The following is a 24,963-nucleotide window of genomic DNA, read 5'->3' as shown; positions in this document are numbered from 1 at the left end:
GCCATGACCCAGATCGAGCAGAGCTCGAACCACATCAGCCAGATCATCTCTGTGATCGACGACATCGCCTTCCAGACCAACCTTCTGGCCTTGAACGCAGGCGTCGAGGCGGCGCGGGCGGGTGAGGCCGGCAAGGGCTTTGCCGTGGTCGCAAGCGAAGTGCGGGCGCTGGCGCAGCGCTCCTCCGACGCGGCGATGGAGATCAAGACCCTGATCGGCGACAGCTCCAAACAGGTGGAGCGCGGGGTGGATCTGGTCGGCAAGGCCGGCGAGGCACTGCAAAGCATCGTCGAACGGGTCACCCATATCTCGCAGCTGGTCTCCGGCATCGCCGAGGGTGCTGCAGAACAGTCGACCGGCCTCAATGAGATCAACACCGGCGTCACCCAGCTGGACCAGGTGACCCAGCAGAACGCAGCCATGGTGGAAGAGGCCACAGCGGCCGGCCACATGCTGAACACCGACGCGACCAAACTGGCCGAGCTGGTCGCCCATTTCCGGGTCGCAGGCGTCAGCCCTGCAGCCCGTCCTGCCCCCGCAGCGGCCCCGGCTGCTCCCGCTCGGGCGGCGGCCCAGCCTGCGCCTTCGGCGCACGGCAGCGATGACTGGGAGATTGAGGCCAGCGCCGCGCCTGCCGCGGTATCTGCGGCCGCCAGCGGCAATGCCGCCCGCGATCTCTGGCAGGACTTTTAAGCGACTCACCGGAGGCGCGGCTGCCAGGGCAGCGGCGCCTTCAGGCCATGGCAACCTGTGCCGGAAATTCGGATGGCACCGCAAATTAACTGGGGAACCCATTGTCTTCGAAAAACTTATTGATCATTACCACTGACCGCAACTTTGCCCGGACCCTGCAGAGCTACATGGAATCCGCTTACCCGGGCATGCGGGTGTATTTGGCGAACAACCTGATGATGGCCTACAATCAGGCAGAAGCGGCGCAGCCGGTTTTTGCCTTTGTGGAAGACGGGTTCACCAAGCTGCCGGAATTCGAGATGATGATGGCGCTGTTTTCGGCGATCGACACGCGCTGGGTCTCGGTCATGGACACCCAGGGCGCGACCCCGGCGCGGAAATCCTCACCGCTGCTGGACGTCGGAGCGGGTATCTTCGAACTGACGAAGGCGGATCACCCCAGCCAGTTCGCCCAGTATTTCGACATGATGGTCAACGCGCCGCGCCGCAGCCCGCGGACGGCGGCGCGCGCCGCGGCAAGCGGTCCTGCAGCGGCTGCGGGCGGCAGCCGCAAGCTGATCCTGATCGGGTCTTCGACCGGCGGGGTGGAAGCCCTGCGCAGCATTCTGGTTGGCTTCCCGTTCGACTGCCCGCCAACGCTGATCGTGCAGCACACCGGCAAGAATTTCGGCTCCGGCCTGGTGTCGCTGCTGGACCGGATCTGCCCGGCGCGGGTGCGGGCGGCCGAGGACGGCATGGCGCTGGAGCCGGGCTATGTCTACATCGCCGCCGGCCAGCGCCGCCACATGGGGCTGAGCAACCGCAAGCCGCTGCAGCTGCGGATGAAAGAAGGGCCGGATATTTCCGGCCACACGCCGTCTGTTGACGCTCTGTTCACCTCTGCCGTGCCATATGGAAAGGACGTTGTTGCCACCATCCTGACCGGCATGGGCCAGGACGGCGCCCGGGGGCTGCTGGACCTGCGCAAGGCCGGCGCCAAGACCTTTGCCCAGGATGAAAAGTCCTCGGTCGTTTACGGAATGCCCAGAGTGGCTTGGGATATCGGCGCCGCGCAGCAGCAGGTGCCGCTGGCCCGGATGGCCAGCACACTACTCCAGGCCAGCAAAGCCTGAACATACCGCAGGAAGGAACCAAAGCCTTGACCACTGTTTTCGCCAACTCGAAATCTGTAACGGTTCTTCAGGGGGAATACCGGGTGACCACCGATCCGAAAATCGTGTTCTCCACGGTGCTTGGCTCGTGCATCGCGGCGTGTATCTACGATCCGGAGAACGGTGTGGGCGGAATGAACCATTTCCTGCTGGCGAATGCCCGCCAGGGCGGCGCGGCCAACGCCCGGTACGGCATCCACGCGATGGAGCTGCTGATCAACGGAATCATGAAGAAGGGCGCCGTGCGGTCCAACCTGAAGGCCAAGGTCTTCGGCGGCGCCAAGATGTCGGCAAACCTGTCGGATATCGGCGCGTCCAATGCCGACTTCGTGCAGCGGTTCCTGCGCGATGAGGGCATCCCGTGCATCTCCTCCAGCGTTGGCGGCACATCCGCCCGCAGGGTGCGGTTCCACGCCTGTTCCGGCGCGGCCCAGCAGACCCATGTCCAGGACGACCGCAAGCTCGGCGAAATGGAGCAGCGTGCCGCAACGCGCCCGGCTCCGGCACCGGCACCGGCGGCAGGCGGCCCGGGCGCTGTGACCCTGTTCTGACCGGCCGGCCCTGCAAAGGCAGAAGACTGCGCCGCCCGGTGTGCACCGGGCGGAGGCAAATACCGTTTGCCCGCGCTGGCCGACAGCGGTAGTCCCTTAGGGGCTATGAGAACAAACCGGGCCTCATTTTCGCTGTCTCAGATCTTGCCGGGCCTACGGCGGGTCCTGGCAGCGGCTGTCCTGCTGATATGCGGTATGGCAGCGATGGCGCAGGCGCAGATCACGGTCTTCGCCGCCGCCAGCACCAAAACAGCGCTGGATGAGGCCGCCGCCGCCTATCAGTCTGCAACCACGCGGACAGTCACCATTTCCTATGCCGGCTCCCCGGCGCTGGCGCGGCAGATCCAGCTGGGCGCGCCGGCGGATGTGTTCCTCTCCGCCAATCCCGGCTGGATGGATGTTTTGCAGCAGGAGGGGCTTGTGGATGCGGCCTCGCGCCTGGACCTGCTGACCAACCGCCTGGTGCTGATCGCGCACGGGAAAGGCGCCGCGCCGCTGGACCTGTCAGCCGCGGATCTGGGCGGGCTGCTGGGCGAGGGCCGGCTGGCCATGGCGCTGACCGATGCGGTGCCTGCGGGCATCTACGGCAAGGCCGCCCTTATGGCATTGGGGCAGTGGACCGCCGTCGCGCCCAAGGTGGCGCAGGCCGCCAATGTGCGCGCAGCGCTGGCGCTGGTGGCGTCGGGCGAGGCGCCGATGGGCGTTGTCTACGCGACCGATGCCCGCGCGGACAGCAAGGTCTCGGTGATCGCGGTGTTTCCGGAGGCAAGCCACCCGCGGATCGTTTATCCGGCCGCTGCCGTCGCAGGCGGAAACGCTGCAGAAGCCTTGGCTTTTCTGGAGTATCTGCGCAGCCCCGAAGCACGGGACATCTTCCTGCGCCACGGTTTCGGGGTGCTGGCGGAGTGAGCGCTGAGACGGCATGGCTGGGGCCGCAGGAATGGCAGGCGGTTATGCTGTCGCTGCGGGTCTCTCTTTGGGCGACGCTGGCGGCGCTGCCGCTGGCTGTCTTTGTGGCCTATGCGCTGGCGCGCTGGCGGTTTCCCGGCAAGCAGATCGTCAACAGCCTGGTGCACCTGCCGCTGATCCTGCCGCCGGTGGTGACCGGCTACCTTTTGCTGATGGTGTTCGGCACCAAGGGGCCGGTCGGCGGTGCGTTGCAGCAAATCGGCATCGTCTTTGCCTTCCGCTGGACCGGCGCGGCGCTGGCCGCGGCCATCATGGCCTTTCCGCTGATGGTGCGGGCGATCCGGCTGTCGGTGGAGGCGGTGGATCCGAAGCTGGAACAGGCCGCGGCGACCCTGGGCGCTTCGCGGGTGCTGTGCTTTGCCACCGTCACCCTGCCGATGATCCTGCCGGGGCTGATTGCCGGCACCGTGCTGGGCTTTGCCAAGGCGATGGGGGAATTCGGAGCGACCATTACCTTTGTCTCAAGCATTCCAGGGCAGACGCAGACGCTGCCCTCGGCGATCTACACGTTTCTGCAGGTGCCAGGCGGGGAGGCGGCGGCGTTGCGGCTGACGCTGGTGTCGATTGCCATTGCCCTCAGCGCGCTGCTGTTCTCCGAACTACTGGCACGCCGCGCGGCTGAGCGGGCCGGGGGGTGCTGATGCTGACGGTCTCGCTGCAACATGCGCTGCCGGGGTTCGGGCTGGATGTGCAGTTCGAGGCACCGCCCGGCGTCACCGTGCTGTTCGGGCGGTCGGGCACCGGCAAGACCACGGTGATCCAGGCGGTTGCTGGCCTGCTGCGGCCCGATCAGGGGCGGGTGACGCTGAATGGAGAGGTGCTGTTTGACACCTCGCAGCGGCATTGGCTGCCGCCGCACAAGCGCCGCATGGGCTATGTGTTTCAGGAGGGGCGGCTGTTTCCGCATCTGACCGTGCGGCAGAACCTGCTGTTCGGGCAATGGTTTGCGCCGCGCAGCGCCAAGCGGGAGAGCCTGGACCGGGTGGTGGAGCTGCTGGGCATCGGTTCCCTGCTGCAGCGGCGGCCCGGGCGGCTGTCAGGCGGTGAGAAACAGCGGGTGGCGATTGGCCGGGCCCTGCTGTCGGCGCCGCGGATGATCCTGGCGGATGAGCCGCTGTCGGCGCTGGATGAAGCGCGCAAGGCGGAGATCCTGCCATACTTCGAGCGGCTCAGGGACGAGATCGGCATCCCGATGCTCTATGTCAGCCATTCCGCCGCTGAAGTGGCCCGGCTGGCGACCACGGTTGTGGTACTGCAGGACGGCAAGGTGCAGCGCCAGGGCAGCGCGGCAGAGGTGCTGGGCGATCCGGCGGTCCTGCCCGCAGGCGTGCGCGCCGCCGGCGCCCTGCTGGAGGCACGGGTGGCCCGCCACCACCCGGACGGGCTGACAGAGCTGGAGGCGGGCGGCGTGCCGCTGTTCCTGCCGCAAATCGCCAAGGCACCGGGCAGCCAGGTGCGGGTGCGGATCTCGGCGCATGAGGTGATCCTGTCGCGCCAGCGCCCCGAAGGCCTGTCAGCGCTCAACATCCTGCCGGGCACGGTTGAGAATGTCCGCACCGGCAGCGGCCCTGGCGCCATGGTCTCGCTGCGGACGCCGGCAGGGCGGGTGCTGGCCCGGGTCACCCGGCGCTCGGCGCAGGCGCTGGGGCTGGAACCGGGGGCAAATTGCTTTGCCGTGGTCAAAACCGTCTCGATCGCGCCGGAGGATATCGGCAGCGGCGGCTAGGCGTCCCCGCCTGCTTTCAAAAATTCCGCAACAATCCTTCAGGTAATCTTGATACGGAAATAAGTTCGGTTGCGGGCGCAGCGCGGGTATCAATAGGGGCAGCAGTTCAGCAGGAAAGGCAGCCCATGACCAAACGATCCTATTACGCACCGGAAGGCGGGCTGCCGCCGCAGACCCAGTTGCTGACCGACCGGGCCATGTTCACCGAGGCCTATGCGGTGATCCCCAAGGGCACGATGAGCGATATCGTGGCAAGCCTGCTGCCGTTCTGGGACAAGGCGCGCTTCTGGGTGCTGTCGCGGCCCCTGTCGGGCTTTGCCGAGACGTTTTCCCAGTATATCGCCGAGGTGCAGCCCGGCGGCGGCAGTGACCAGCCGGAAACCGAACCCGGCACCGAGGCGGTTCTGTTTGTGGTGCAGGGCGCCATGACGCTGACCATCGACGGCACCGCGCATGAGTTGGAGGAGGGCGGTTATGCCTTCCTGCCGCCGCAGGCCAGCTGGAGCCTGCGGAACAACTCCGGCGCGCCGGTGCGCTTCCACTGGATCCGCAAGGCGTATCAGGCGGTTGCAGGCCTGGACGCGCCCGAAGCCTTTGTCACCAACGAAAACCGCGTCGATCCGACGCCGATGCCGGGGACCGAGGGCAAATGGGCGACGAGCCGTTTTGTCGACCCGAACGACCTGCGCCACGACATGCATGTGACGATCGTCACCTTTGAACCCGGTGCGGTGATCCCCTTTGCCGAAACGCATGTGATGGAGCATGGCCTCTATGTGCTGGAGGGCAAGGCGGTTTACCGGCTGAACCAGGACTGGGTCGAGGTCGAGGCGGGCGATTACATGTGGCTGCGCGCCTTTTGCCCGCAGGCCTGCTATGCCGGCGGCCCGGGCAAGTTCCGCTATCTGCTGTACAAGGACGTGAACCGGCATATGCCGCTGGCGCCGCTGCGCTGACGGCGGGGGGAGCGCCCGGCCCGAAAATGTGCCCGGGCGCTGCCCGGCTGGTCAGCCGGGCGCGGCCTGATCCGCCGCCGGCGCGCCCAGCCCATAGGACAGTTTTTCTGCGGCGCCCCTGACCAGGGCGCCGATTTCGCTGATGCGCGCGTCCGGCATCCTGGACGTGGGCCCGGAGACAGAGATCCCGGCCAGCACCTCGCCCTGCATTCCGAACACCGGCGCTGCCACACAGCGCATGCCCGGCGCCTTCTCCTCGTCGTCGAAGGACCAGCCGCGGCGGCGGATCTGCGCCAGATCTTCGCGCAAGGCGTCTGCCGAGGTCAGGGTTTTCTCCGTGAAGTCCTGCAGCGCGCTCCCGCGCAGGAAGCGGGCCAGCTGGTCCTCCCCGAAACAGCTGAGCAGCGCCTTGCCGATACCCGACGCGTGCATCGGTGAAGTGGTGCCGGGCGGAAAGAAGGCGCGGATCGACTCGTAGGTTTCCACCTGGCTCACAAACATCACGTCGCCGCCGCGTTCGATACCGAGGTTCGAGGTTTCGCCGGTTGCCTCCATCAGCTCCCGCATCACCGGCCGCGCCCGCTCGATCACGCTGGAGCGGCGCAGGAAAGCAGAGCCGAGGCGGAAGGCCATGGCGCCGATGTGCCAGGTCTGCGACTGCGGCTCCATCTCGACGATCTGGCGCGCCTCCAGCGTGGCCAGCACCCGGTACATGGTGGCCGCCGACTGATCCAGCGCGGTGGAGAGTTCCGTCAGCGTCATGCCGCTGGCGCCGGCCAGCGCATCCAGCACGTCCAGCGCGCGGTCGAGCGATTGGATCGTGGGCGGGTTGCTGGCGGAATCAAAGTTCTTGGGGCGGCCCTTGCGGCGCGGTGCTTGCGGCATCTTTAAGCCTCCGAAGGCAATTCAAACAGCAGCTTATTGATACCTCTGAAAATCACTTCTGTACAATGAAAAACTCAAACCCTTTGTAAAACTGTGCTTTTTCAGCGCTTCTTCCATTTGTGAAATCTTTTTTCAAAAAAATTTACCCGCGCGCGCCGCCCCCTTAGAGTGAAGGAAATCGCCACAGGAGGGCACGACATGAGCTTTCAAAATCCGGTTTTCATCCCCGGTCCGACCAATATGCCCGAAGCGCTGCGCAAGGCGGTGGACATGCCGACGCTGGACCACCGCTCGCCGCTGTTCGGCCAGATCCTGCACCCGGCACTGGCTGGGGTGAAGAAGGTTCTGAAAAGCGAAACCGCAGAGATCTTTGTCTTTCCGTCGACCGGCACCGGCGGCTGGGAGACCGCAATCACCAACACGCTGAACGCAGGCGACAAGATCCTGGCCGCGCGCAACGGCATGTTCAGCCACCGCTGGATCGACATGTGCCAGCGCCACGGGCTCGACGTCCAGATTGTCGAAACCCCCTGGGGTGAAGGCCTGCCTGCGGACCGCTACGAGGAAATCCTGACCGCCGACACCGCACATGAAATCAAAGTGGTTCTGGCGACCCACAACGAGACCGCAACCGGAGTCAAATCCGACATCGCCGCCGTCCGCCGCGCGCTGGACGCCGCAGGCCACCCGGCGCTGCTGTTTGTTGACGGCGTGTCCTCGATCGCATCAATGGACTTCCGCATGGATGAGTGGGGCGTCGATATCGCCGTCACCGGCTCGCAAAAGGGTTTCATGCTTCCGCCGGGCCTCGCCATCGTTGGCTTCTCGCCCAAGGCGATGAAGGCGGCAGAGACCGCGACCCTGCCGCGCACATTCTTTGACATCAAGGACATGGCGAATGGCTATGCCAACAGCGCCTATCCCTACACGCCTTCCGTTGGCCTGCTGAACGGTCTGAACATGGCCTGTGGTATGCTGCTGGACGAAGGGCTGGAGAATGTCTTTGCCCGCCACCACCGGATTGCTGAGGGCGTCCGCGCCGCGGTCCGCGCCTGGGGGCTGGAGCTGTGCGCGGTGTCGCCGGAGGTCTACTCAGACAGCGTCAGCGCGATCCGCACGCCGGACGGATTCGACGCCAACACGTTCGTCAGCCTGGCGGCCGAGAAATACGGCGTCGCCTTTGGCACCGGGCTGGGTGAGGTCGCGGGCAAGGTGTTCCGCATCGGCCATCTGGGCAGCCTGACCGACGTGATGACGCTGTCCGGCATTGCGACCGCCGAAATGGTCATGGCCGACCTGGGCCTGAACATCAAACTGGGCTCCGGCGTGGCGGCGGCACAGGACTACTACCGCGTCAACAGCGCCAGCAGCGCCAAGGCCGCCGCCTGATGAAGGATAACGCGATGTATATCCCGACCTATGAGGACATGCTGGCTGCGCATGAGCGCATCCGGCCCCACATCCGCCGCACACCGGTGCGCACCTCGGATTATCTCAACGAACTGACCGGCGCGGAGCTGTTCTTCAAGTGCGAGAACTTCCAGGAGCCGGGCGCCTTCAAGGTGCGCGGCGCAACCAACGCGGTGTTCGGGCTGGACGAGGCGCAGGCCGCCAAGGGCGTCGCCACCCATTCCTCGGGCAACCATGCCTCCTGCCTGTCCTACGCGGCAATGCTGCGCGGCATTCCCTGCAACGTGGTCATGCCGCGCACCGCGCCGCAGGCCAAGAAGGACACCGTGCGCCGCTATGGCGGGCGGATCACCGAATGCGAGCCCTCGACCAGTTCGCGCGAGGAGACCTTTGCCAAGGTGCAGGCCGAGACCGGCGGCGATTTCGTGCATCCCTACAATGACCACCGTGTCATCGCGGGGCAGGGCACCTGCGCCAAGGAATTCGTGGAGCAGACCGATGGCCTCGACGTAGTCGTGGCCCCGATCGGCGGCGGCGGCATGATCTCGGGCACCTGCCTCACGCTGTCGACACTGGCACCGGAAACCAAGGTGATCGCGGCAGAGCCGGAGCAGGCCGATGACGCCTACCGCAGTTTCAAGGCAGGCTACATCATCGCCGATGATGCGCCCAAGACCATCGCCGACGGTCTGCTGGTGCCGCTGAAGGAGCTGACCTGGCACTTCGTCAGCAACCACGTCAGCGAGATCTACACGGCCTCTGATGCCGAGATCATCGACGCGATGAAGCTGATCTGGAAGCACCTGCGCATCGTGATGGAGCCGTCCTCCGCGGTGCCGCTCGCCACCATTCTGAAAAACAAGGACGCCTTCGCGGGCAAACGCGTGGGCCTGATCGTCACCGGCGGCAATGTCGACCTCGACAAACTGCCTTGGATGAACAGCTAAACTGGGGAATAGAACCATGAACGCACAGACAAATTTTGATCAGCTCGAAGTCGGCTATGACGTCCCGGCGGTCCCGGGCATGGACGAGGCTGACATCCAGACGCCGGCGCTGGTCCTCGACCTGGACGCGCTGGAGCGCAACATCAAGAAGATGGGCGACTATGCCAAGGCGCATGGCATGCGCCACCGGGTGCACGGCAAGATGCACAAGTCGGTGGATGTGGCGAAGCTGCAGGAAGAACTGGGCGGCGCGGTTGGCGTCTGCTGCCAGAAGGTCTCCGAGGCCGAGGTCTTTGCCCGCGGCGGCATCAAGGACATCTTGGTCTCCAACCAGGTCCGCGACCCGCAAAAGATCGACCGTCTGGCCCGCCTGCCCAAACTGGGTGCCCGCACCATCGTCTGCGTTGACGACCTAGACAACGTGGCTGACCTTTCGGCAGCGGCGCAAAAGCACGGCACCGAGCTGGAAGTCTTCGTTGAGATCGACTGCGGCGCCGGCCGCTGCGGCGTGACCACGACTGAGGCGGTGGTCGAGATCGCCAAGGCGGTGAACGCGGCAGAGAACCTCAAGTTCTCCGGCATTCAGGCCTATCAGGGCGCGATGCAGCACATGGACAGCTACGAGGACCGCAAGGCCAAGCTGGACATTGCCATCGCCCAGGTCGCCGATGCGGTCGAAGGCCTGAAGGCCGAAGGCATCGCGTGCGAGCTGGTCTCCGGCGGCGGCACCGGCTCCTACTACTTTGAATCGAACTCGGGCGTGTACAACGAGTTGCAGTGCGGCTCCTACGCCTTCATGGACGCGGACTACGGCCGCATCCTGGACAAGGACGGCAACCGGATCGACCAGGGCGAGTGGGAGAACGCTTTCTTCCTGCTGACCCAGGTGATGAGCCACGCCAAGGCCGACAAGGCCATCGTGGACGCGGGCCTCAAGGCGCAGTCGGTCGACAGCGGCCTGCCCTTCATCTTTGGCCGCGATGACGTGGAATACATCAAATGCTCGGACGAGCACGGCGTGGTCTCGGACCCTGACGGCGCGCTGAAAGTGGGCGACAAGCTGCGCCTGGTGCCGGGCCACTGCGACCCGACCGCCAACGTGCATGACTGGTACGTCGGCGTGCGCAACGGCAAGGTCGAAACCGTTTGGCCCGTCTCGGCCCGCGGCAAAGCCTACTAACCGATCCATCCCCAAACTGGCGGAGGTGCGCATGCCGCCCTCCGCCGGCTTTTTTGCTGAGGAGAAACAGACATGTATATCGTTCCGGAAAAGGCGGTTGCGGACCTGGTGACCCGCGAAGCCTCGTTCGATGCGGTCGAGAAGGTCTTTGCCGCCATGGCGTCGGGGGATGCCTACAACTTCCCCGTGGTGCGCGAGGCGATCGGCCATGAGGATGCGCTCTACGGCTTCAAGGGCGGCTTTGACCGGGCTGGTCTTACACTTGGCCTCAAGGCCGGCGGCTACTGGCCGAACAACCTGGAAAAGCGCGGGCTGATCAACCACCAGTCCACCGTCTTCCTGTTCGACCCGGACACCGGCAAGGTGAAGGCGATGGTGGGCGGCAACCTGCTGACCGCGCTGCGCACCGCCGCGGCCTCCTCGGTATCGATCAAGCATCTGGCCCGCCAGGACGCCAAGGTGATCGGCATGATCGGCGCCGGCCACCAGGCCAAGTTCCAGCTGCGCGCGGCGTTGGAGCAACGCAATTTCGAGAAGGTCATCGGCTGGAACTTCCACCCGGACATGCTGCCCAACATCGAAAAGGTCGCCGCGGAAGCGGGCGTGCCGTTTGAGGCGGTGGACCTCCCCGGCATGCGCGACGCGGATGTGATCATCTCCATCACCTCGGCCTTTGCGCCTTCGCTGATGGCAGATCACGTCAGCCCCGGCACCCACGTCGCCTGCATGGGCACCGACACCAAGGGCAAGCAGGAGGTCGAGGCCGCATTGCTGGTCAAGTCAACTGTGTTCACCGACGAGGTGGCGCAGTCCATCACCATCGGCGAGGCGCAGCACGCGGTGGCGCAGGGCTTGATCCAGGAGTCTGATGTCGCCCAGCTCGGCGCGGTGATCAACGGCACCAACCCTGGCCGCACCTCGGACGATCAGATCACCCTGTTCGACGGCACCGGCGTCGGCCTGCAGGATCTGGCCGTCGCGGCCTCCGTCGTGGAAGTGGCAGTCGAAAAGGGCATCGCCATCGAGGTCGATTTCTAAGCACAGCCAGAAACACATTCTGCGAATATCCGCATAGCGGAGCGGCAGGAGAGAGGTGTACCTCTCTCCTGTTTTTCATTGAGGGACTGAAAGAATGTTTCTGGGATTGAGCCTGCTGGTGGTCGGCGTGGTGCTGTGCCTGAACGGCGTCTGGCAGATGGGCCGGATCGAGGACCGCGAGATCATCCTGATCAACGCCGTTGCGGCGCTGGTGTTCTTTGCCGTGGTGCTGCTGATCGCGCTGGCCGCGCGGCAGCCGGCGGACCTGCTGGATGCAGGCATGACGCTCTTGTTCGGCACCACCTACCTCTGGGTGGCTTATAACCGCATCTTTGCGTCCAGCGGCGCGGGGCTGGGCTGGTTCAGCGGCTTTGTGGCGCTGACCGCCGCGCCCATGGTGCTGCGGGTGCTGGCGCAGGGGGATGGTCTGTTCGATGTCTGGCTGGCGGGCTGCTGGGCGGCCTGGTCCGGGCTGTGGTTCCTCTACTTCCTGAACCTCGCGCTCCGGCGCGGCAGCCCGCGGCTGACTGCCGCGGCAACACTGCTGTGCGGGATCTTCACCGGCTGGCTTCCGGGGCTGGCGGTCTTGCACGGGCTGGCCGGCTGAGAGCAAAAAAGCCGGCCCTTTGCGGGCCGGCCGTTGATTTAGCTACAGGCGGTTGCCTCAGGCTTGATCCTCATGCGGCAGCGACCCGCGCCCGTGGCCGCTCATCCCGCCAGAAACTTCCTCGGTCGCTTCTCCCGCCAGATCCTGCGGCAGCACCAGGTTCAGCACGATGGCAATCAAGGCCGCCGGCAGCAGACCGCTGGTCAGCAGGATGCGCGCGGTATCGGGCATGTGCTGCAGCGCGCCGGGCTCCAGCTGCAGGCCCAGGCCGATGGACAGGGAGATCGCAAAGATCACCATGTTGCGGCGGTTCCAGTCCACATCCGACAGCATCGAAACACCGGCCGCAACCACCATGCCGAACATCACGATGACACCGCCGCCCAGCACCTCGATCGGCACGGTGCGGATCACCGCGCCCACCTTGGGCACCAGTCCGCAGACAATCAGGAAGATGGCACCGCAGGTCACAACGTGGCGGCTCATTACCCCGGTCATGGCGATCAGGCCGACGTTCTGGGAAAACGACGTGTTGGGGAAGGCACCGAAAAAGCCCGCCATGGCGGTGCCGATACCATCGGCATAGGTCGCACCGGCGATCTCCTCCTCGGTGGCCTCACGGCCCGCGCCGCCCTTGGTCACGCCAGAGACGTCGCCGACGGTCTCCACCGCAGAGACAAAGCTCATCAGGCAGAAACCGATGATGGCCGCGGCAGAAAACTCCACCCCGTATTTGAACGGCTGCGGCAGGGCAAAACCCGCGGCTTGCGACCAGGAGCCGGAGACCGCCTCGAGCGTCAGCATGCCGGTCATCAGCGCATAGATGTAGCCCGCGATCAGTCCGAGCAGAACGGCAGAAACCGACAGCATCCCCCGGGTGAAGAACTTGAGGCCCAGGGTCACAAGGATCACCACCAGCGCCGCAGACCAGTTGAGGAGGGAGCCGTATTCCGGCGTGCCGATGGCGGGCACACCGCCTGCGGCATACTGGATGCCCACCTTGACCAGCGCGAGGCCGATCATCGTCACCACCAGGCCCGTCACCAGCGGCGGCAGGGCAAAGCGGATCCTGCCGATCACCGTGCCCAGCAGCCCGTGGAAGATACCGCCAATAATGACGCCGGTGAACAGCGCAGCCAGCCCGTCCACGCCCTTGCCCGCAACCAGCGGGATCATGATCGGCAGAAAGGCAAAGGAGGTGCCCTGCACAATCGGCAGCGCGGCGCCAACCGGACCCAGGGTGATGGTCTGCAGCAGGGTGGCGATGCCGGCAAACAGCATCGACATCTGAATGAGATAGAGCAGTTCCGGGAAATCGGGCGAGTTGGAGCCGAAACCGAAACCGGCGGCCCCGGCCACGATGATGGCGGGCGTCACGTTTGAGACGAACATCGCCAGCACATGCTGGATGCCGAGCGGCACCGCCTTATGCAGGGGCGGCGTGTAATTGGGGTCGCGCAGCTGCGCCGGCGTCCCGATGGAAGTGTCAGCCATGAAAGGTATCTCCTGTCGGTCATGGGGATCTTGCCGCTTCTTGTTTTTGCTGGCGGCTTCGGGCTGTGGTCAGTCCGCGACCACGGTAAAAGGCTCCTTGAACCAGTGTTCTTCGAGATTGGGTGAGGTGCCGATCCGGTCAACAACGATGTATTGGCCGGGCGCGCCAAGGGGCGCGAGCACCCCGTGCCAGATGCCGCGGTGCAGGTTGATGGACTGGCCCGGCTGGCTGATGAAAGCCTGCGGGTTGACCGGCACACCGCCGTCGTCATCCGCCACCACCACCAGCATCGGCACGCCGCTCACTGGCACAAAGGCCTGGCTGCCCTCGGGGTGGCGCTCCACCATGTCCACCTTATGCGGCAGGTGGCGGGCCTTGGCGTCAAACAGGCTGATGCCGGCCCGGCCGTCCGGGCCGAAATCCAGGACCGCGCGGTCGTGGTGACGGCCGCACATGCCCTGATTGATCATCTTGTCCGGAGCGCCCGCAACCTCGATCACGTCGCCATAGGGCGCAAAAGCCGCTGCGGTCAGCGGCTTCGCTGTCAGCCGGCCGCTCACGGCAGCATGTCCTGCAGGCGGAACTGGGCAATGCGCTCAACCTGGCGGCAGGCCTCATCGAACTCGGTCGCCCGGTCGTTGTGGATGCGGCGGTGGAACGCCTCCATGATTGACGCCTTGTTATGGTCGCGCACCGCAATGATGAAGGGGAAGCCGTGCTTCTCCACGTACTCGGTATTGAGCCGGGTGAAGGTCTCGCGCTCCTCATCGGTCAGCATATCAAGGCCGGCACTGGACTGTTCCGAGGTGCTCTCGGCGGTCAGCCGCCCCGCAGCGGCCAGTTTGCCCGCCAGATCCGGGTGCGCGGTCAGAACGCCCAGACGCTCATCCTCGCTGGCGGTGCGGAAGATCCGGCACAGTGCATTGTGGACGCCCGCAGCGCAGTCATGCGCCGGGCCCAGCTCCAGATCAAAGGCGCGGTCGGCGATCCACGGCGAATGCTCGAAGATCGAGCCGAACTTGGCGACAAACGCCTCGCGGTGCATTTGGCTGGGGCGCTCGCGCTTCACCGGCGGGTGGGTTTCGGCCCAATGCTCGGCAATGTCGATCCGGCGCGGGCACCAGACGCCCTCGAACCCCTGGATGTAATCGATAAAGCGCTTAAGGCCGGCGATCTTGCCCGGACGCCCGACCAGACGGCAATGCAGGCCGATGGTCATCATCTTCGCAGCACCTGCCTCGCCCTCGGCATAGATCACGTCGAAGGCATCCTTCAGATACTGGAAGAAATGCTCGCCCGTGATCCAGCCCGGCGAATTGGCGAACCGCATGTCGTTGGCTTCCAGCGTGTAGGGGATGATCAGCTGATCGCGCCCGCCGGTTTCCAGCCAATAGGGCAGGTCGTCGTCATAGGTGTCGGAGATGTAATCGAACCCGCCTTCCTCGGCCACCAGCCGCACGGTGTTGGCGCTGCAGCGGCCGGTGTACCAGCCGCGCGGGCGGGTGCCGGTCACTTCGGTATGCAGCCGCACGGCTTCGGCAATTGCGGCGCGCTCCTCCTCCTCGGCCATGTCCTTATGCTCGACCCACTTCAGGCCGTGGCTGGCGATCTCCCAACCCGCGTCCTTCATCGCCTGCACCTGTTCAGGGCTGCGGGCCAGCGCGGTCGCCACGCCATAGATGGTCAGCGGGATGCCCGCGCCGGTGAACAGCCGGTGCAGCCGCCAGAACCCGGCGCGGCTCCCGTATTCATAGATCGACTCCATGTTCCAATGGCGCTGGCCCGGCCATTGCGCGGCACCGGGAATGTCGGACAAGAAAGCTTCCGAGGCCGCATCCCCATGCAGGATGCAGTTCTCGCCGCCTTCTTCATAGTTCAGAACAAATTGCACGGCGGCTTTGGCCCCATTGGGCCACTGCGGGTCGGGTGCGGCAGCACCGTATCCGCGCAGGTCACGAGGATAGCGCGTCATGTCAGGTCTCCTGTCTTTTTATTATGTATAGAACAGATAATCTGCTTCGGCTTTCAGTATATTTTTGAAAGAACTTTTTGACTCTTCCCGCTGTATGGGGCGGGCTGAACCAAGCATACCTAGGGAAACGGAATTGAAAGGAGGCTGTCATGGCCGGATTTCTGACCACCCACGTGCTGGACACCGCCCGCGGCTGCCCGGCGGAAGGGCTGAAGATCGACCTGTACCGGATCGAAGGCAAAGAGCGCATCCATCTGCGCAGCCTGACCACCAATGACGACGGGCGCACTGACGAACAGATCCTGCCCGAAGGCGAATTCGCCACCGGCACCTATGAGCTGGTGTTCCACGCAGGCGGCTATCTGCGCGCCACCGGCCAGGCTGGGGCGGACCCGCTGTTCCTGGACGAGGTGCCGCTGCGTTTCGGCATGAGCGAGGCAGACAGCCACTACCACGTGCCGCTGCTGCTGTCGCCCTATGGCTATTCCACCTACCGCGGCAGCTGAGCCGCACACCCCAAGAAACCTCTCCTCCCGCTTGGCATCTGCCGGCGGTTCCCGCCTCAGGAAACTGGGGCGGGCTTTTTCATTCTGGGGGGAGGGACGCCTGAATGTGATCCACCATGAAATCCATGAACAGCCGCACCTTGGGGTCCTGGTGGCGGCGGTGGACATAAAGGCACGCCATCTGGATCGGGATCGGCGGCTCCTCCGCCAGCACCGGCACCAGCCGGCCGGAGGCGAGGTGTTCCGATATTTCGAACACCGGCTTCAGGATGATCCCATGCCCGTCCAGCGCCCAGCTGGTCAGCACGTCGCCGTGGTCCGATTCAAACGGCCCCGTGACCGTCACCCGCTTAACCCCATCCTGGCTGCGCAGCGGCCATTGGAACTCCGGCGCGCCGGGATAGCGCAGGTTCAGGCAGTCATGCGCGTCCGTCTTCAGCTCCTCGCTGTTGTTCGGCTGGCCGCGCCGCTTGATGTACTCCGGCGCCGCGCACAGCACCCGCGGGCAATCGGCGATCTTGCGGATGCGCAGGTTTGAATCCTCCGGCACGCCGAGGAAAAACGCCGCATCCAGCCCCTCCGCCGCCAGGTCCAGCTTGCGGTCCGACAGCCGTAGCCGGATCGAGATCAGCGGATAGGCTTCCTTGAATTTCGGCACCGCCGGCGCAATCAGGTGCTGCCCCAGACCCAAGGGCGCCGCCACATAAAGCGTTCCGCGCGGGGTTTGGGTGACGCTGCTGATATCGGCCTCCGCCTCGTCAACCGCTTCCAAAATCTTGACCGCCCCGTGATAGAACAGATTGCCCTGTTCGGTCGGATTGAGCAGCCGGGTGGTGCGCTGGAACAGCCGCACGTTCAGGTGATCCTCCAGCTGCGAAATCCGCGACGACGCCACCGCGGCCGAGATCCGCATGTCCCGCGCCGCGGCAGACATGTTGCCAAGTTCATAGACACGGACAAAGGTGCGGATGTTGTCGAGATAGGCCATTCACGTATTCTTTGTGTTATTTTGAAACAGCTTGGATTTTTTACCTAATACATGAAAATAACACCATGCTCTAGTCTCGGGTCAAAGCTTATGAGGAGAGAACAATGGAAGAGCTTGTGATCATGTGGGACTGGCTGGGCTTTGCGGTCCGCTGGCTTCACGTCATCACCGCCATTGCCTGGATCGGATCGTCCTTCTACTTCGTCGCGCTGGACCTTGGCCTGCGGAAGGTTCCGCATCTGCCGGTCGGCGCGCATGGCGAGGAATGGCAGGTCCACGGCGGCGGTTTTTATCACATCCAGAAATACCTGGTGGCGCCGGAGAACATGCCGGATCATCTGATCTGGTTCAAATGGGAGAGCTACGCCACCTGGCTGTCAGGCGCGGGGCTGCTGATGATCGTCTACTGGGCGGGCGGAGAGCTGTACCTGATCGACTCCAGCAAGGCTGACCTGGCCCTGTGGCAGGGTATCCTGATCTCCGGCGCATCACTCAGCATCGGCTGGCTGGTCTATGATGCCTTGTGCAAATCGCCGCTGGGGGAAAAGCCGACCTTCCTGATGGTGCTGCTGTTCATCCTGCTGGTCATCATGGGCTGGGGCTACAACCAGATCTTCACCGGCCGCGCCGTGATGCTGCATCTGGGCGCCTTCACCGCGACCATCATGACGGCAAACGTGTTTTTCATCATCATGCCGAACCAGCGCATCGTGGTGAAAGACCTGCAGGAAGGCCGCACGCCGGACGCAAAATACGGCAAGATCGCCAAGCTGCGCTCGACCCACAACAACTACCTGACGCTGCCGGTTGTGTTCCTGATGCTGTCCAACCACTACCCGCTGGCCTTCGCCACCGAGTACAACTGGCTGATCGCGGCGCTGGTGTTCCTGATGGGCGTGACCATCCGCCATTACTTCAACAGCAACCACGCAGGCACCAGCAACCCGACCTGGACCTGGCCGGTGACCGCCATCCTGTTCATCGGCATCATGATCCTCAGCCAGGCGCCGCTGCAACAGGACACCGTTGAGGAGTCCGAGGCGCGGGAACTGACCAAATCCGAACAGGTGTTTGCCAGCAACCAGCACTTCGAGGAGGTGATGAATGTGGTACCGGGCCGCTGCGCCATGTGCCACGCGCGGGAGCCCTACTATGACGGCATCCGCCGCGCGCCCAAGAACGTGCTGCTGGAAACCCCGGCGGATGTGGCGAAATACGCCAAGGAGATCTACCTCCAGGCCGGTGCCACCCATGCGATGCCGCCCGCAAACGTCACCTTCATGGAGAACGAGGAGCGCGCCCTGATCCGCCGCTGGTACGGCAGCGCCTCCAAAGATCTGCCCTTCGCGCTGGCCGCGAACTGAAGCAGACCCGCCTGACAAGCCCAATGGCCCCGCCCCCTGTGGCGGGGCCCTTTTTTTCGGGCACCCGGCGTGCACCATCCGTGCACCGCCTGTGCACCCCCGATGCTGCAAGACGCTGGAACCAAACTGCGCCGCCGTGTGTTATACTGCCACGGGGTTTGCCCAATTGTGCCGGAAACCCGGGGCTTTCCGGCCTGTTCTGCCACAGCGCCAATCCCTTTCGGGCACCCTTTTTCCCGGCGGAAAACGCCGGGAGCTGGCCGTTTGGGACCGCGGCAACACTGCGGGGTTTGGGCGTGAAGGAGGAAATGTGATGTTTAAGAAGACTTTCGCTATAGGATTTGCACTCTGCACCACCTTGGCCGCCTGCGGTGACACCACTGGCGAGCGGCTGGTCTACGGCGCGGGCGCCGGGGCCGCCGGCGCGGCGGTTCTGGACGGCAATGTGGCCGCGGGCGCCGCAGTGGGGGCCGCAGCAAACCTGCTTTACTGCCAGGAAAACCCGCACCGCTGCTAAGGCAGGTTTCATATTCCACATCAGGCGGGCCACCGGTGCCCGCCTTTTCTTTGGCGTAAAGTCTATTTGCCGGTCTCGCTGTGCCGGAAGGCGGCCAGACCCTGTTTCACCGCGTAGTCGACAAACAGGCGGATCTTGGGGTCCTGCAATTTCCGGTGCGGGTAAAGGCAGCCGAAGATCGTCGGCTCCGGCGGAGTGTCCGGCAGCACCTCGACCAGCGCGCCGCTGCGCAGATGCGCGGCCACGTCGAAACGCGGCTTGTTGACGATGCCGCGCCCGTCCAGCGCCCAGCCGGTCAGCACGTCGCTGTCATCGGCATCATACTTGCCTGAAACCTCCAGCTTGCGCGGTCCCTCCGGTGTGGACAGCGTCCAGTAATATTCGGGCGAGCGCGGGTAGCGCAGCAGCAGGCAATTGTGGCCGGTCAAAAGATCCTCCGGCACCTGCGGCGTTCCGTGCCGCTCCAGATAGTCCGGCGCGGCACACAGCACCCGGGTGCAATCGGCGATCTTGCGCATCTTCAGGGTGGAATCGTGCGGCGTGCCGATAAAGAACGCGACATCCAGCCCGTCGGCCAGAATGTCGACCTTGCGGTCGGACATCCGCATCCGGATTTCGGTGGCGGGGTAGTCCTCGACAAATCCCGGCACCAGCGGTGCGATGATGCGGCGGCCGACACCCAGCGGTGCGGTCACCCGGATGACCCCGCGCGGCGCCTCAGAGAACTGAGAGACCACCGCCTCGGCGTCCTCAATCGATTCGAGCACCTTCTTGGCCTCGGTATAAAACAGCTGTCCGACCTCGGTCGGGGTCAGCGATCTCGTGGTACGGTTGAACAGGCGGACGCCAAGGTGCTTTTCAAGCTCCTTGATCCGTTTGCTGGCCACGGCGGGAGTCAGCCGCAGGTCCCGCCCGCCAGAGGTGATGCTGCCCAGTTCGACGACTCGGGTAAAGACCCGCAGGGATTCCAGATAAGACATGGTTCACAGACCTTTACGGGGCGCATCTGCCGCTTGCCCTTTCCCTCGGCAGGCGGCAGACACGCCGGTTCCGGCACCTATTAGCCTAACCATTTTCAACAGGGTGTTGAAAGCCTTTCGCGATTGCAGCCGTTAACCGAGGCAGTCGGACAAGGTAAAAATGACGCAACAGAATTAGAAGCTGTCCAGCGACTACTTGGAGGCCAGATGGAACATCAAAACGACATTCGCTTTCTGCTGAACGGGCGGGAGCTTTCGGTCAAGGACGTGAAGGCGACCACGACCCTGTTGGATTTCCTCCGGCTGGAGCAGCGCCTGACCGGCACCAAGGAAGGCTGCGCCGAGGGCGACTGCGGTGCCTGCACCGTGCTGGTGGGCCGTTTGCACAATGGCGCGCTGCGCTATGAGGCGGTGAACGCCTGCATCCGTTTCCTGGCGTCGCTCAATGGCTGCCACGTAGTGACGGTTGAGCATCTGTCCGGCCCCAAAGGCCGTCTGCACCCGGTGCAGCAGGCCATGGTCGAATACCACGGCAGCCAGTGCGGCTTCTGCACCCCGGGTTTCGTGATGTCGCTCTATGCGCTGTGGATGGAGAACCCGCAGCCGACCGAGACGCAGGTGGAAACTGCCGTGCAGGGCAACCTCTGCCGCTGCACCGGCTATGAGCCGATTGTGAAGGCAGCACTTGCGGTGAACCAGTACGGCACCCCGGCCAATGACTATCTGACCACCGAGCGTGAGAGCCTGACCGCCAAGCTGAAGGCGATCCAGCCGCAAGCCCGTGTTGTGACCGGCCCCGAAGATGACCGCGCCATCCTGCCGCTGGATGCGGCGGATCTGGCAGAGGTTCTGGCTGAGAACCCCAAGGCGACCATCGTCGCAGGCTCCACCGATGTGGGCCTGTGGGTGACCAAGTTCATGAAACCGATCTCTCCGGTGGTGTTTGTCGCCCACCTGGAGGAGCTGAAGGCGGTTGAACTGACCGACGAGGCGCTGACCATCGGTGCCGGCGTCACCTATACCGAAAGCGAAGCGGCGATCCGCGATGCTTTCCCGCATCTGAGCGCCTACTGGAACCGCATCGCCGGATGGCAGGTGCGCAACATGGGCACCATCGGCGGCAATATCGCCAACGGCTCCCCCATCGGGGACACCCCGCCGGTGCTGATCTCGCTGGGGGCTGAGGTGACTCTGCAGAAGAAGGGCGGTTCGCGCACGCTGCCACTGGAGGAGTTCTTTATCGACTACGGCAAGCAGGACCGAGAGCCGGGCGATTTCGTCGCCTCGATCCGTATTCCGCGCCCGGCGCAGGGCCAGATCGACGCCGCCTACAAGATTTCCAAGCGCCGGGATGAGGATATTTCCTCGGTTGCAGCTGGGGTCAGCGTCACCGTGAAGGACGGCGTGATCACCTCTGCCCGGATCGCATTCGGCGGCATGGCGGCGACGCCCAAGCGCGCTGCTGGTGCCGAGGCCGCGCTGGTGGGCCAGCCCTGGAGCGAGGCCGCGTTTGACGCGGCAGCGGAAGCGGTGAAGCAGGACTTCACTCCGCTCAGCGACTGGCGCGCCTCTGCGGAGTACCGCGCGCTGACGGCCTGCAACCTGCTGCGCCGCTTCTACCTGGAACATGACGCGGGAACCGCCGGTGCTGTCCGGCTGGCCGTCGCCTGAGGAGGATTTTGAGATGAAAGACCATCAGACCATCAGCGGCGCCGTGCACCATGACCGCCAGCACGACAGCGCGATCAAACATGTGACGGGCCGCGCCGAATACACTGACGATATCGCCGAGCCCTATGGCACGCTGCACGCTTACTTGGGTGTCTCCACCGTCGCCCACGCCAATATCAAGGGCATCAACCTCAGTGCCGTGCGCGCCGCGCCCGGTGTGGTGGATGTGCTGACCGCCGAGGACATCCCCGGCGTCAACGACATCAGCCCCACCGGCAAGCATGACGAGCCGGTGTTCCCGACGGAGAAGGTCGAATTCCACGGCCAGCCAATGTTTGCGGTGATCGCCGAGACCCGCGGCGCTGCCCGCCGGGCCGCCGAACTGGCACAGGTGGATTACCAGGTGCTGCCGCACGCGCTGGACCCGGTCCAGGCGCAGGAAGCCGGCTATCCGATGATCACCGACCCGCTGAAGCTGGAGCGCGGCGATGTGGAGCAAGGCCGCAAGGGCGCCCCCCACCGCATCCAGGCGCAGATGACCGTCGGCGGCCAGGACCACATGTATCTGGAGGGCCACATCGCCTTTGCCATTCCCGGCGAAGATGAAGATGTGACCGTGCATTGTTCCACCCAGCACCCGAGCGAGGCGCAGCATATGGTGGCGCATGTTCTGGGCGTTGCGAACAACGCCGTCACCGTCAACGTGCGCCGCATGGGCGGCGGTTTTGGCGGTAAGGAAAGCCAGATGAACCTGTTCTGCGCGGTGGCTGCCATTGCCGCGAAGAAGCATAACCGCCCGGTGAAGATCCGCCCGGACCGCGATCAGGACATGACCGCCACCGGCAAACGCCATGACTTCGTGATCGACTATGACGTAGCCTTTGACGATGCGGGCCGCATTCAGGCGGTCGAGGGCGGCTTTGCCGCGCGCTGCGGCTATTCCTCGGACCTGTCGGGGCCGGTCACCGACCGGGCGCTGTTCCACGCGGATAACGCCTATTTCTATCCGAACGTGCTGCTGAAAAGCCGCCCGATGAAGACCAACACCGTCTCCAACACCGCATTCCGCGGCTTTGGCGGCCCGCAGGGTGTGGTTGCGGCGGAGCGGATGATCGAAGAGATCGCCTATGCCCTGGGCAAGGATCCGCTGGATGTGCGCAAGGCCAACTTCTATGGCGAGGAAGGCCGCGACCTGACGCCCTACCATCAGAAGGTGGAGGACAATATCCTCGACCGGCTGATCGAGGAGCTGGAAGAGAGCGCCGAGTACCGCAAGCGCCGGGAAGAGATCATCGCCTTCAACAAGGACTCGAAGATCATCAAGAAGGGCATTGCGCTCACCCCGGTGAAATTCGGCATCTCCTTCACCGCGACCTGGTACAATCAGGCGGGTTCGCTGATCCATGTCTACAACGACGGCTCGATCCACCTGAACCACGGCGGCACCGAGATGGGGCAGGGCCTCAACACCAAGGTGGCGCAGGTTGTGGCCGATGCCTTCCAGGTGGATTTCGAGCGCATCAAGATCACCAAGACCACCACCGAGAAGGTGCCGAACACCTCCGCCACCGCGGCCTCTTCGGGCTCGGACCTCAACGGTATGGCGGCGCTGGATGCGGCGGAGCAGATCATTGCCCGGCTGACCAAGTTTGCCGCCGAGAAGTATGAAGTGTCCGAGGCGGAGGTCGAATTCCTGCCCAACCGCTTGCGCGTCGGCAGCGAGGAGATCCCCTTCGACAGGCTGGTGAAGGAGGCCTACATGGCCCGGGTCCACCTGTCGGCGGCCGGCTGCTACAAGACACCGGAAATCCACTGGGACCGCGCGGCGGGCAAGGGGCAGCCGTTCTTCTACTACGCCTATGGCGCGTCCTGCTCGGAAGTGTCCGTCGACACGCTGACCGGCGAATACCGGGTCGAGCGCACCGACATCCTGCATGACGTGGGCCGTTCGCTGAACCCGGTCCTGGACAAGGGACAGGTGGAGGGTGCGTTCATTCAGGGCATGGGCTGGCTCACCACCGAGGAGCTGTGGTGGGACGGCGAGGGCCGCCTGCGCACCCATGCGCCCTCGACCTACAAGATCCCGCTGGCCTCTGACCGGCCGCGCATCTTCAACACGCAGCTGGCCGAATGGTCGGTGAACAAGAAGCGTACCATCAAGCGTTCCAAAGCTGTAGGCGAGCCGCCGTTCATGCTGGGCATCTCGGTGTTCGAGGCGCTGTCGATGGCGGTTGCCAGCACCGCGGATTACAAGGTCTGCCCGCGCCTGGATGCGCCGGCCACGCCGGAGCGCGTGCTGATGGCGATCGAAACCCTCAAGGGGCAGGGCTGAGCCATGGCCCGCCGCCTTTCCCTCCAGGACTTTCTGTCCCGCCACGAACATGTGGTGCAGGTCGCGCTGACCCGCGTCCGCGGGTCCTCCCCGCGCGAAGCCGGCACCTGCATGTTTGTGGCGGCAGAGGGCCTCTGGGGGACCATCGGCGGCGGCCAGCTGGAATATATCGCCATCGACCACGCGCGGCGGATGCTGAAGCAGGATCGCGCTTTGCGTTCCGTCGAGAGCCTGAATCGCCCGGCCGATAGGCCGGGCAGCGCCCGACCCTCCCCACGGGAGGGCGCTAACGCACCCACCCAGGGTCAGGCACTGCCCTCAGCACTGTGTGAAACGCTCGACGTGCCTTTGGGCCCGGAGATCGGTCAGTGCTGCGGCGGACGGGTCGAAATGACGCTAAAGTGGATGTTTCAGGCCGGCCGTGACGACGCCATCGCACGCGAACAGGCCGGAGAGCAGGCGCTGCCGCATGTCTATGTGATGGGCGCAGGCCACGTGGGCCGGGCCCTGGCGGATCTCTTCCAGCACATGCCGGTGCGCTGCATCCTGATCGACCAGCGCGCCGAAGAGCTGGCCCTTTGCAACGCGGATGTGGAAATTCGCCAAAGCGCTATCCCTGAGATCGACATTGCCGCCGCCCCTGCGGGCAGCGCCTTTATCATTCTCACCCACGATCACGCGCTCGACTTCCTGCTTGCCTCCGCTGCCCTGCAGCGCGGCGACGCGGGCTATGTCGGGCTGATCGGATCGGCCACCAAGCGGGAGAAGTTCCGCCGCTGGTGCCGGGACCATTGCGACGGTCTGGGAACCGACCGTCTCATCTGCCCCATCGGGGCAGGCGGCAGCCGCGACAAGCGGCCCAGCGTCATCGCAGCCTTCGTGGCAGCGGAAGTGATCGCTGATTTGACCTCTGAAACTGCCGCGTCCGCTCCAGCACGGAGCAAGGAATTGCCCCAAACGGGCAAGCAACCGGACGCAGAGGGAGACACGGCTGGAGCATTCAGCCGTTAAGGACTGCGTCCTCT

General features: G+C 64.6%; 24 protein-coding genes. 18 read left to right on the top strand and 6 right to left on the bottom strand.

All coding sequences use genetic code 11. The features are described 5' to 3' along the window. The 7 genes from PHA8399_RS03045 to PHA8399_RS03015 all read left to right on the top strand — a co-directional run. Positions 1 to 693 (top strand): methyl-accepting chemotaxis protein (locus tag PHA8399_RS03045; protein WP_244270142.1); only part of this gene is annotated, 693 nt, incomplete at its 5' end. A gap of 167 nt (positions 694 to 860) precedes the next feature. Beyond that, positions 861 to 1,805, top strand: a complete 945-nt coding sequence (locus tag PHA8399_RS03040) for a CheB methylesterase domain-containing protein (protein ID WP_058284719.1) — start codon at positions 861 to 863, stop codon at positions 1,803 to 1,805. Between the two features lie 26 nt (positions 1,806 to 1,831). Continuing rightward, positions 1,832 to 2,395, top strand: a complete 564-nt coding sequence (locus tag PHA8399_RS03035; protein WP_008558442.1) for a chemotaxis protein CheD — start codon at positions 1,832 to 1,834, stop codon at positions 2,393 to 2,395. Between the two features lie 195 nt (positions 2,396 to 2,590). Next, on the top strand, positions 2,591 to 3,304 hold the full coding sequence (gene modA, locus PHA8399_RS03030; protein ID WP_082649443.1) for a molybdate ABC transporter substrate-binding protein: 714 nt from the start codon (positions 2,591 to 2,593) through the stop codon (positions 3,302 to 3,304). Next, positions 3,301 to 4,005: a molybdate ABC transporter permease subunit gene (gene modB / locus PHA8399_RS03025; protein ID WP_082649442.1), complete on the top strand. Its 705-nt coding sequence runs from the start codon at positions 3,301 to 3,303 to the stop codon at positions 4,003 to 4,005. The genes modA and modB overlap by 4 nt, the downstream gene beginning before the upstream one ends. After that, a complete protein-coding gene (gene modC, locus PHA8399_RS03020; protein ID WP_058284718.1) occupies positions 4,005 to 5,090 on the top strand; it encodes a molybdenum ABC transporter ATP-binding protein in 1,086 nt (361 codons plus the stop codon). Before modB ends, modC begins: the two co-directional genes overlap by 1 nt. 125 nt (positions 5,091 to 5,215) lie before the next feature. Then, a complete protein-coding gene (locus tag PHA8399_RS03015; protein ID WP_058284652.1) occupies positions 5,216 to 6,046 on the top strand; it encodes a bifunctional allantoicase/(S)-ureidoglycine aminohydrolase in 831 nt (276 codons plus the stop codon). A 51-nt stretch (positions 6,047 to 6,097) separates the two neighbouring features. Here the strand turns inward: PHA8399_RS03015 and bhcR are convergent, their stop codons facing one another. Continuing rightward, positions 6,098 to 6,931, bottom strand: coding sequence for an HTH-type transcriptional regulator BhcR (gene bhcR / locus PHA8399_RS03010; RefSeq protein WP_058284651.1), 834 nt, complete (start codon positions 6,929 to 6,931; stop codon positions 6,098 to 6,100). A 198-nt stretch (positions 6,932 to 7,129) separates the two neighbouring features. On the opposite strand from bhcR, the gene bhcA reads away from it, so the two are divergent. The 5 genes from bhcA (at position 7,130) to PHA8399_RS02985 (ending at position 12,113) form a co-directional block, all read left to right on the top strand. After that, the gene (gene bhcA, locus PHA8399_RS03005; protein WP_058284717.1) at positions 7,130 to 8,320 is read left to right on the top strand and encodes an L-aspartate--glyoxylate aminotransferase BhcA; all 1,191 of its coding nucleotides are present in this window, start codon (positions 7,130 to 7,132) and stop codon (positions 8,318 to 8,320) included. Then, positions 8,320 to 9,288, top strand: a complete 969-nt coding sequence (bhcB, locus tag PHA8399_RS03000) for a beta-hydroxyaspartate dehydratase BhcB (protein WP_058284649.1) — start codon at positions 8,320 to 8,322, stop codon at positions 9,286 to 9,288. The genes bhcA and bhcB overlap by 1 nt, the downstream gene beginning before the upstream one ends. A 16-nt stretch (positions 9,289 to 9,304) precedes the next feature. Then, complete coding sequence (gene bhcC / locus PHA8399_RS02995) at positions 9,305 to 10,468, top strand: 3-hydroxy-D-aspartate aldolase BhcC (RefSeq protein WP_058284648.1); 1,164 nt, start codon at positions 9,305 to 9,307, stop codon at positions 10,466 to 10,468. A 72-nt stretch (positions 10,469 to 10,540) separates the two neighbouring features. Then, a complete protein-coding gene (gene bhcD / locus PHA8399_RS02990; protein ID WP_058284647.1) occupies positions 10,541 to 11,506 on the top strand; it encodes an iminosuccinate reductase BhcD in 966 nt (321 codons plus the stop codon). Between the two features lie 94 nt (positions 11,507 to 11,600). Next, positions 11,601 to 12,113: an AmiS/UreI family transporter gene (locus tag PHA8399_RS02985; RefSeq protein ID WP_058284646.1), complete on the top strand. Its 513-nt coding sequence runs from the start codon at positions 11,601 to 11,603 to the stop codon at positions 12,111 to 12,113. Positions 12,114 to 12,170: 57 nt separating this feature from the next. On the opposite strand, the gene PHA8399_RS02980 is transcribed toward PHA8399_RS02985, so the two are convergent. The 3 genes from PHA8399_RS02980 to puuE all read right to left on the bottom strand — a co-directional run bounded on the left by PHA8399_RS02980 (position 12,171) and on the right by puuE (position 15,580). Continuing rightward, positions 12,171 to 13,607 (bottom strand): uracil-xanthine permease family protein, encoded by a 1,437-nt coding sequence (locus PHA8399_RS02980; protein ID WP_058284645.1) that lies wholly within the window; start codon positions 13,605 to 13,607, stop codon positions 12,171 to 12,173. 69 nt (positions 13,608 to 13,676) lie between these two features. Next, entirely contained in the window at positions 13,677 to 14,168 is a 492-nt protein-coding gene (locus PHA8399_RS02975) for an ureidoglycolate lyase (RefSeq protein WP_058284644.1), read from the bottom strand. Beyond that, entirely contained in the window at positions 14,165 to 15,580 is a 1,416-nt protein-coding gene (gene puuE / locus PHA8399_RS02970; protein WP_058284643.1) for an allantoinase PuuE, read from the bottom strand. Before puuE ends, PHA8399_RS02975 begins: the two co-directional genes overlap by 4 nt. A 149-nt stretch (positions 15,581 to 15,729) precedes the next feature. On the opposite strand from puuE, the gene uraH reads away from it, so the two are divergent. Beyond that, complete coding sequence (uraH, locus tag PHA8399_RS02965) at positions 15,730 to 16,086, top strand: hydroxyisourate hydrolase (RefSeq protein ID WP_058284642.1); 357 nt, start codon at positions 15,730 to 15,732, stop codon at positions 16,084 to 16,086. 79 nt (positions 16,087 to 16,165) lie between these two features. Here the strand turns inward: uraH and PHA8399_RS02960 are convergent, their stop codons facing one another. Continuing rightward, on the bottom strand, positions 16,166 to 17,074 hold the full coding sequence (locus tag PHA8399_RS02960; protein WP_058284641.1) for a LysR family transcriptional regulator: 909 nt from the start codon (positions 17,072 to 17,074) through the stop codon (positions 16,166 to 16,168). A gap of 104 nt (positions 17,075 to 17,178) precedes the next feature. On the opposite strand from PHA8399_RS02960, the gene PHA8399_RS02955 reads away from it, so the two are divergent. Next, positions 17,179 to 18,438: a urate hydroxylase PuuD gene (locus PHA8399_RS02955; protein ID WP_058284640.1), complete on the top strand. Its 1,260-nt coding sequence runs from the start codon at positions 17,179 to 17,181 to the stop codon at positions 18,436 to 18,438. 313 nt (positions 18,439 to 18,751) lie between these two features. Continuing rightward, on the top strand, positions 18,752 to 18,955 hold the full coding sequence (locus tag PHA8399_RS02950; protein WP_058284716.1) for a hypothetical protein: 204 nt from the start codon (positions 18,752 to 18,754) through the stop codon (positions 18,953 to 18,955). A gap of 62 nt (positions 18,956 to 19,017) precedes the next feature. Here PHA8399_RS02950 and PHA8399_RS02945 read toward each other — a convergent pair whose 3' ends face one another. Then, positions 19,018 to 19,935: a LysR family transcriptional regulator gene (locus PHA8399_RS02945; RefSeq protein WP_058284715.1), complete on the bottom strand. Its 918-nt coding sequence runs from the start codon at positions 19,933 to 19,935 to the stop codon at positions 19,018 to 19,020. Between the two features lie 207 nt (positions 19,936 to 20,142). Between PHA8399_RS02945 and xdhA the strand changes: the two genes are divergently transcribed. The 3 genes from xdhA to xdhC are packed head-to-tail and all read left to right on the top strand — an operon-like array spanning position 20,143 to position 24,949. Then, positions 20,143 to 21,606, top strand: a complete 1,464-nt coding sequence (gene xdhA, locus PHA8399_RS02940) for a xanthine dehydrogenase small subunit (protein WP_058284714.1) — start codon at positions 20,143 to 20,145, stop codon at positions 21,604 to 21,606. A 13-nt stretch (positions 21,607 to 21,619) separates the two neighbouring features. After that, the gene (gene xdhB, locus PHA8399_RS02935; RefSeq protein WP_058284726.1) at positions 21,620 to 23,938 is read left to right on the top strand and encodes a xanthine dehydrogenase molybdopterin binding subunit; all 2,319 of its coding nucleotides are present in this window, start codon (positions 21,620 to 21,622) and stop codon (positions 23,936 to 23,938) included. A 3-nt stretch (positions 23,939 to 23,941) separates the two neighbouring features. Next, positions 23,942 to 24,949: a xanthine dehydrogenase accessory protein XdhC gene (gene xdhC, locus PHA8399_RS02930; RefSeq protein ID WP_058284713.1), complete on the top strand. Its 1,008-nt coding sequence runs from the start codon at positions 23,942 to 23,944 to the stop codon at positions 24,947 to 24,949. Positions 24,950 to 24,963: the final 14 nt, after the last annotated feature.

This window comes from Leisingera aquaemixtae, assembly GCF_001458395.1.
GTDB classification, from domain to species: domain Bacteria; phylum Pseudomonadota; class Alphaproteobacteria; order Rhodobacterales; family Rhodobacteraceae; genus Leisingera; species Leisingera aquaemixtae.
This window is presented reverse-complemented; position numbering and strand designations above follow the sequence as displayed.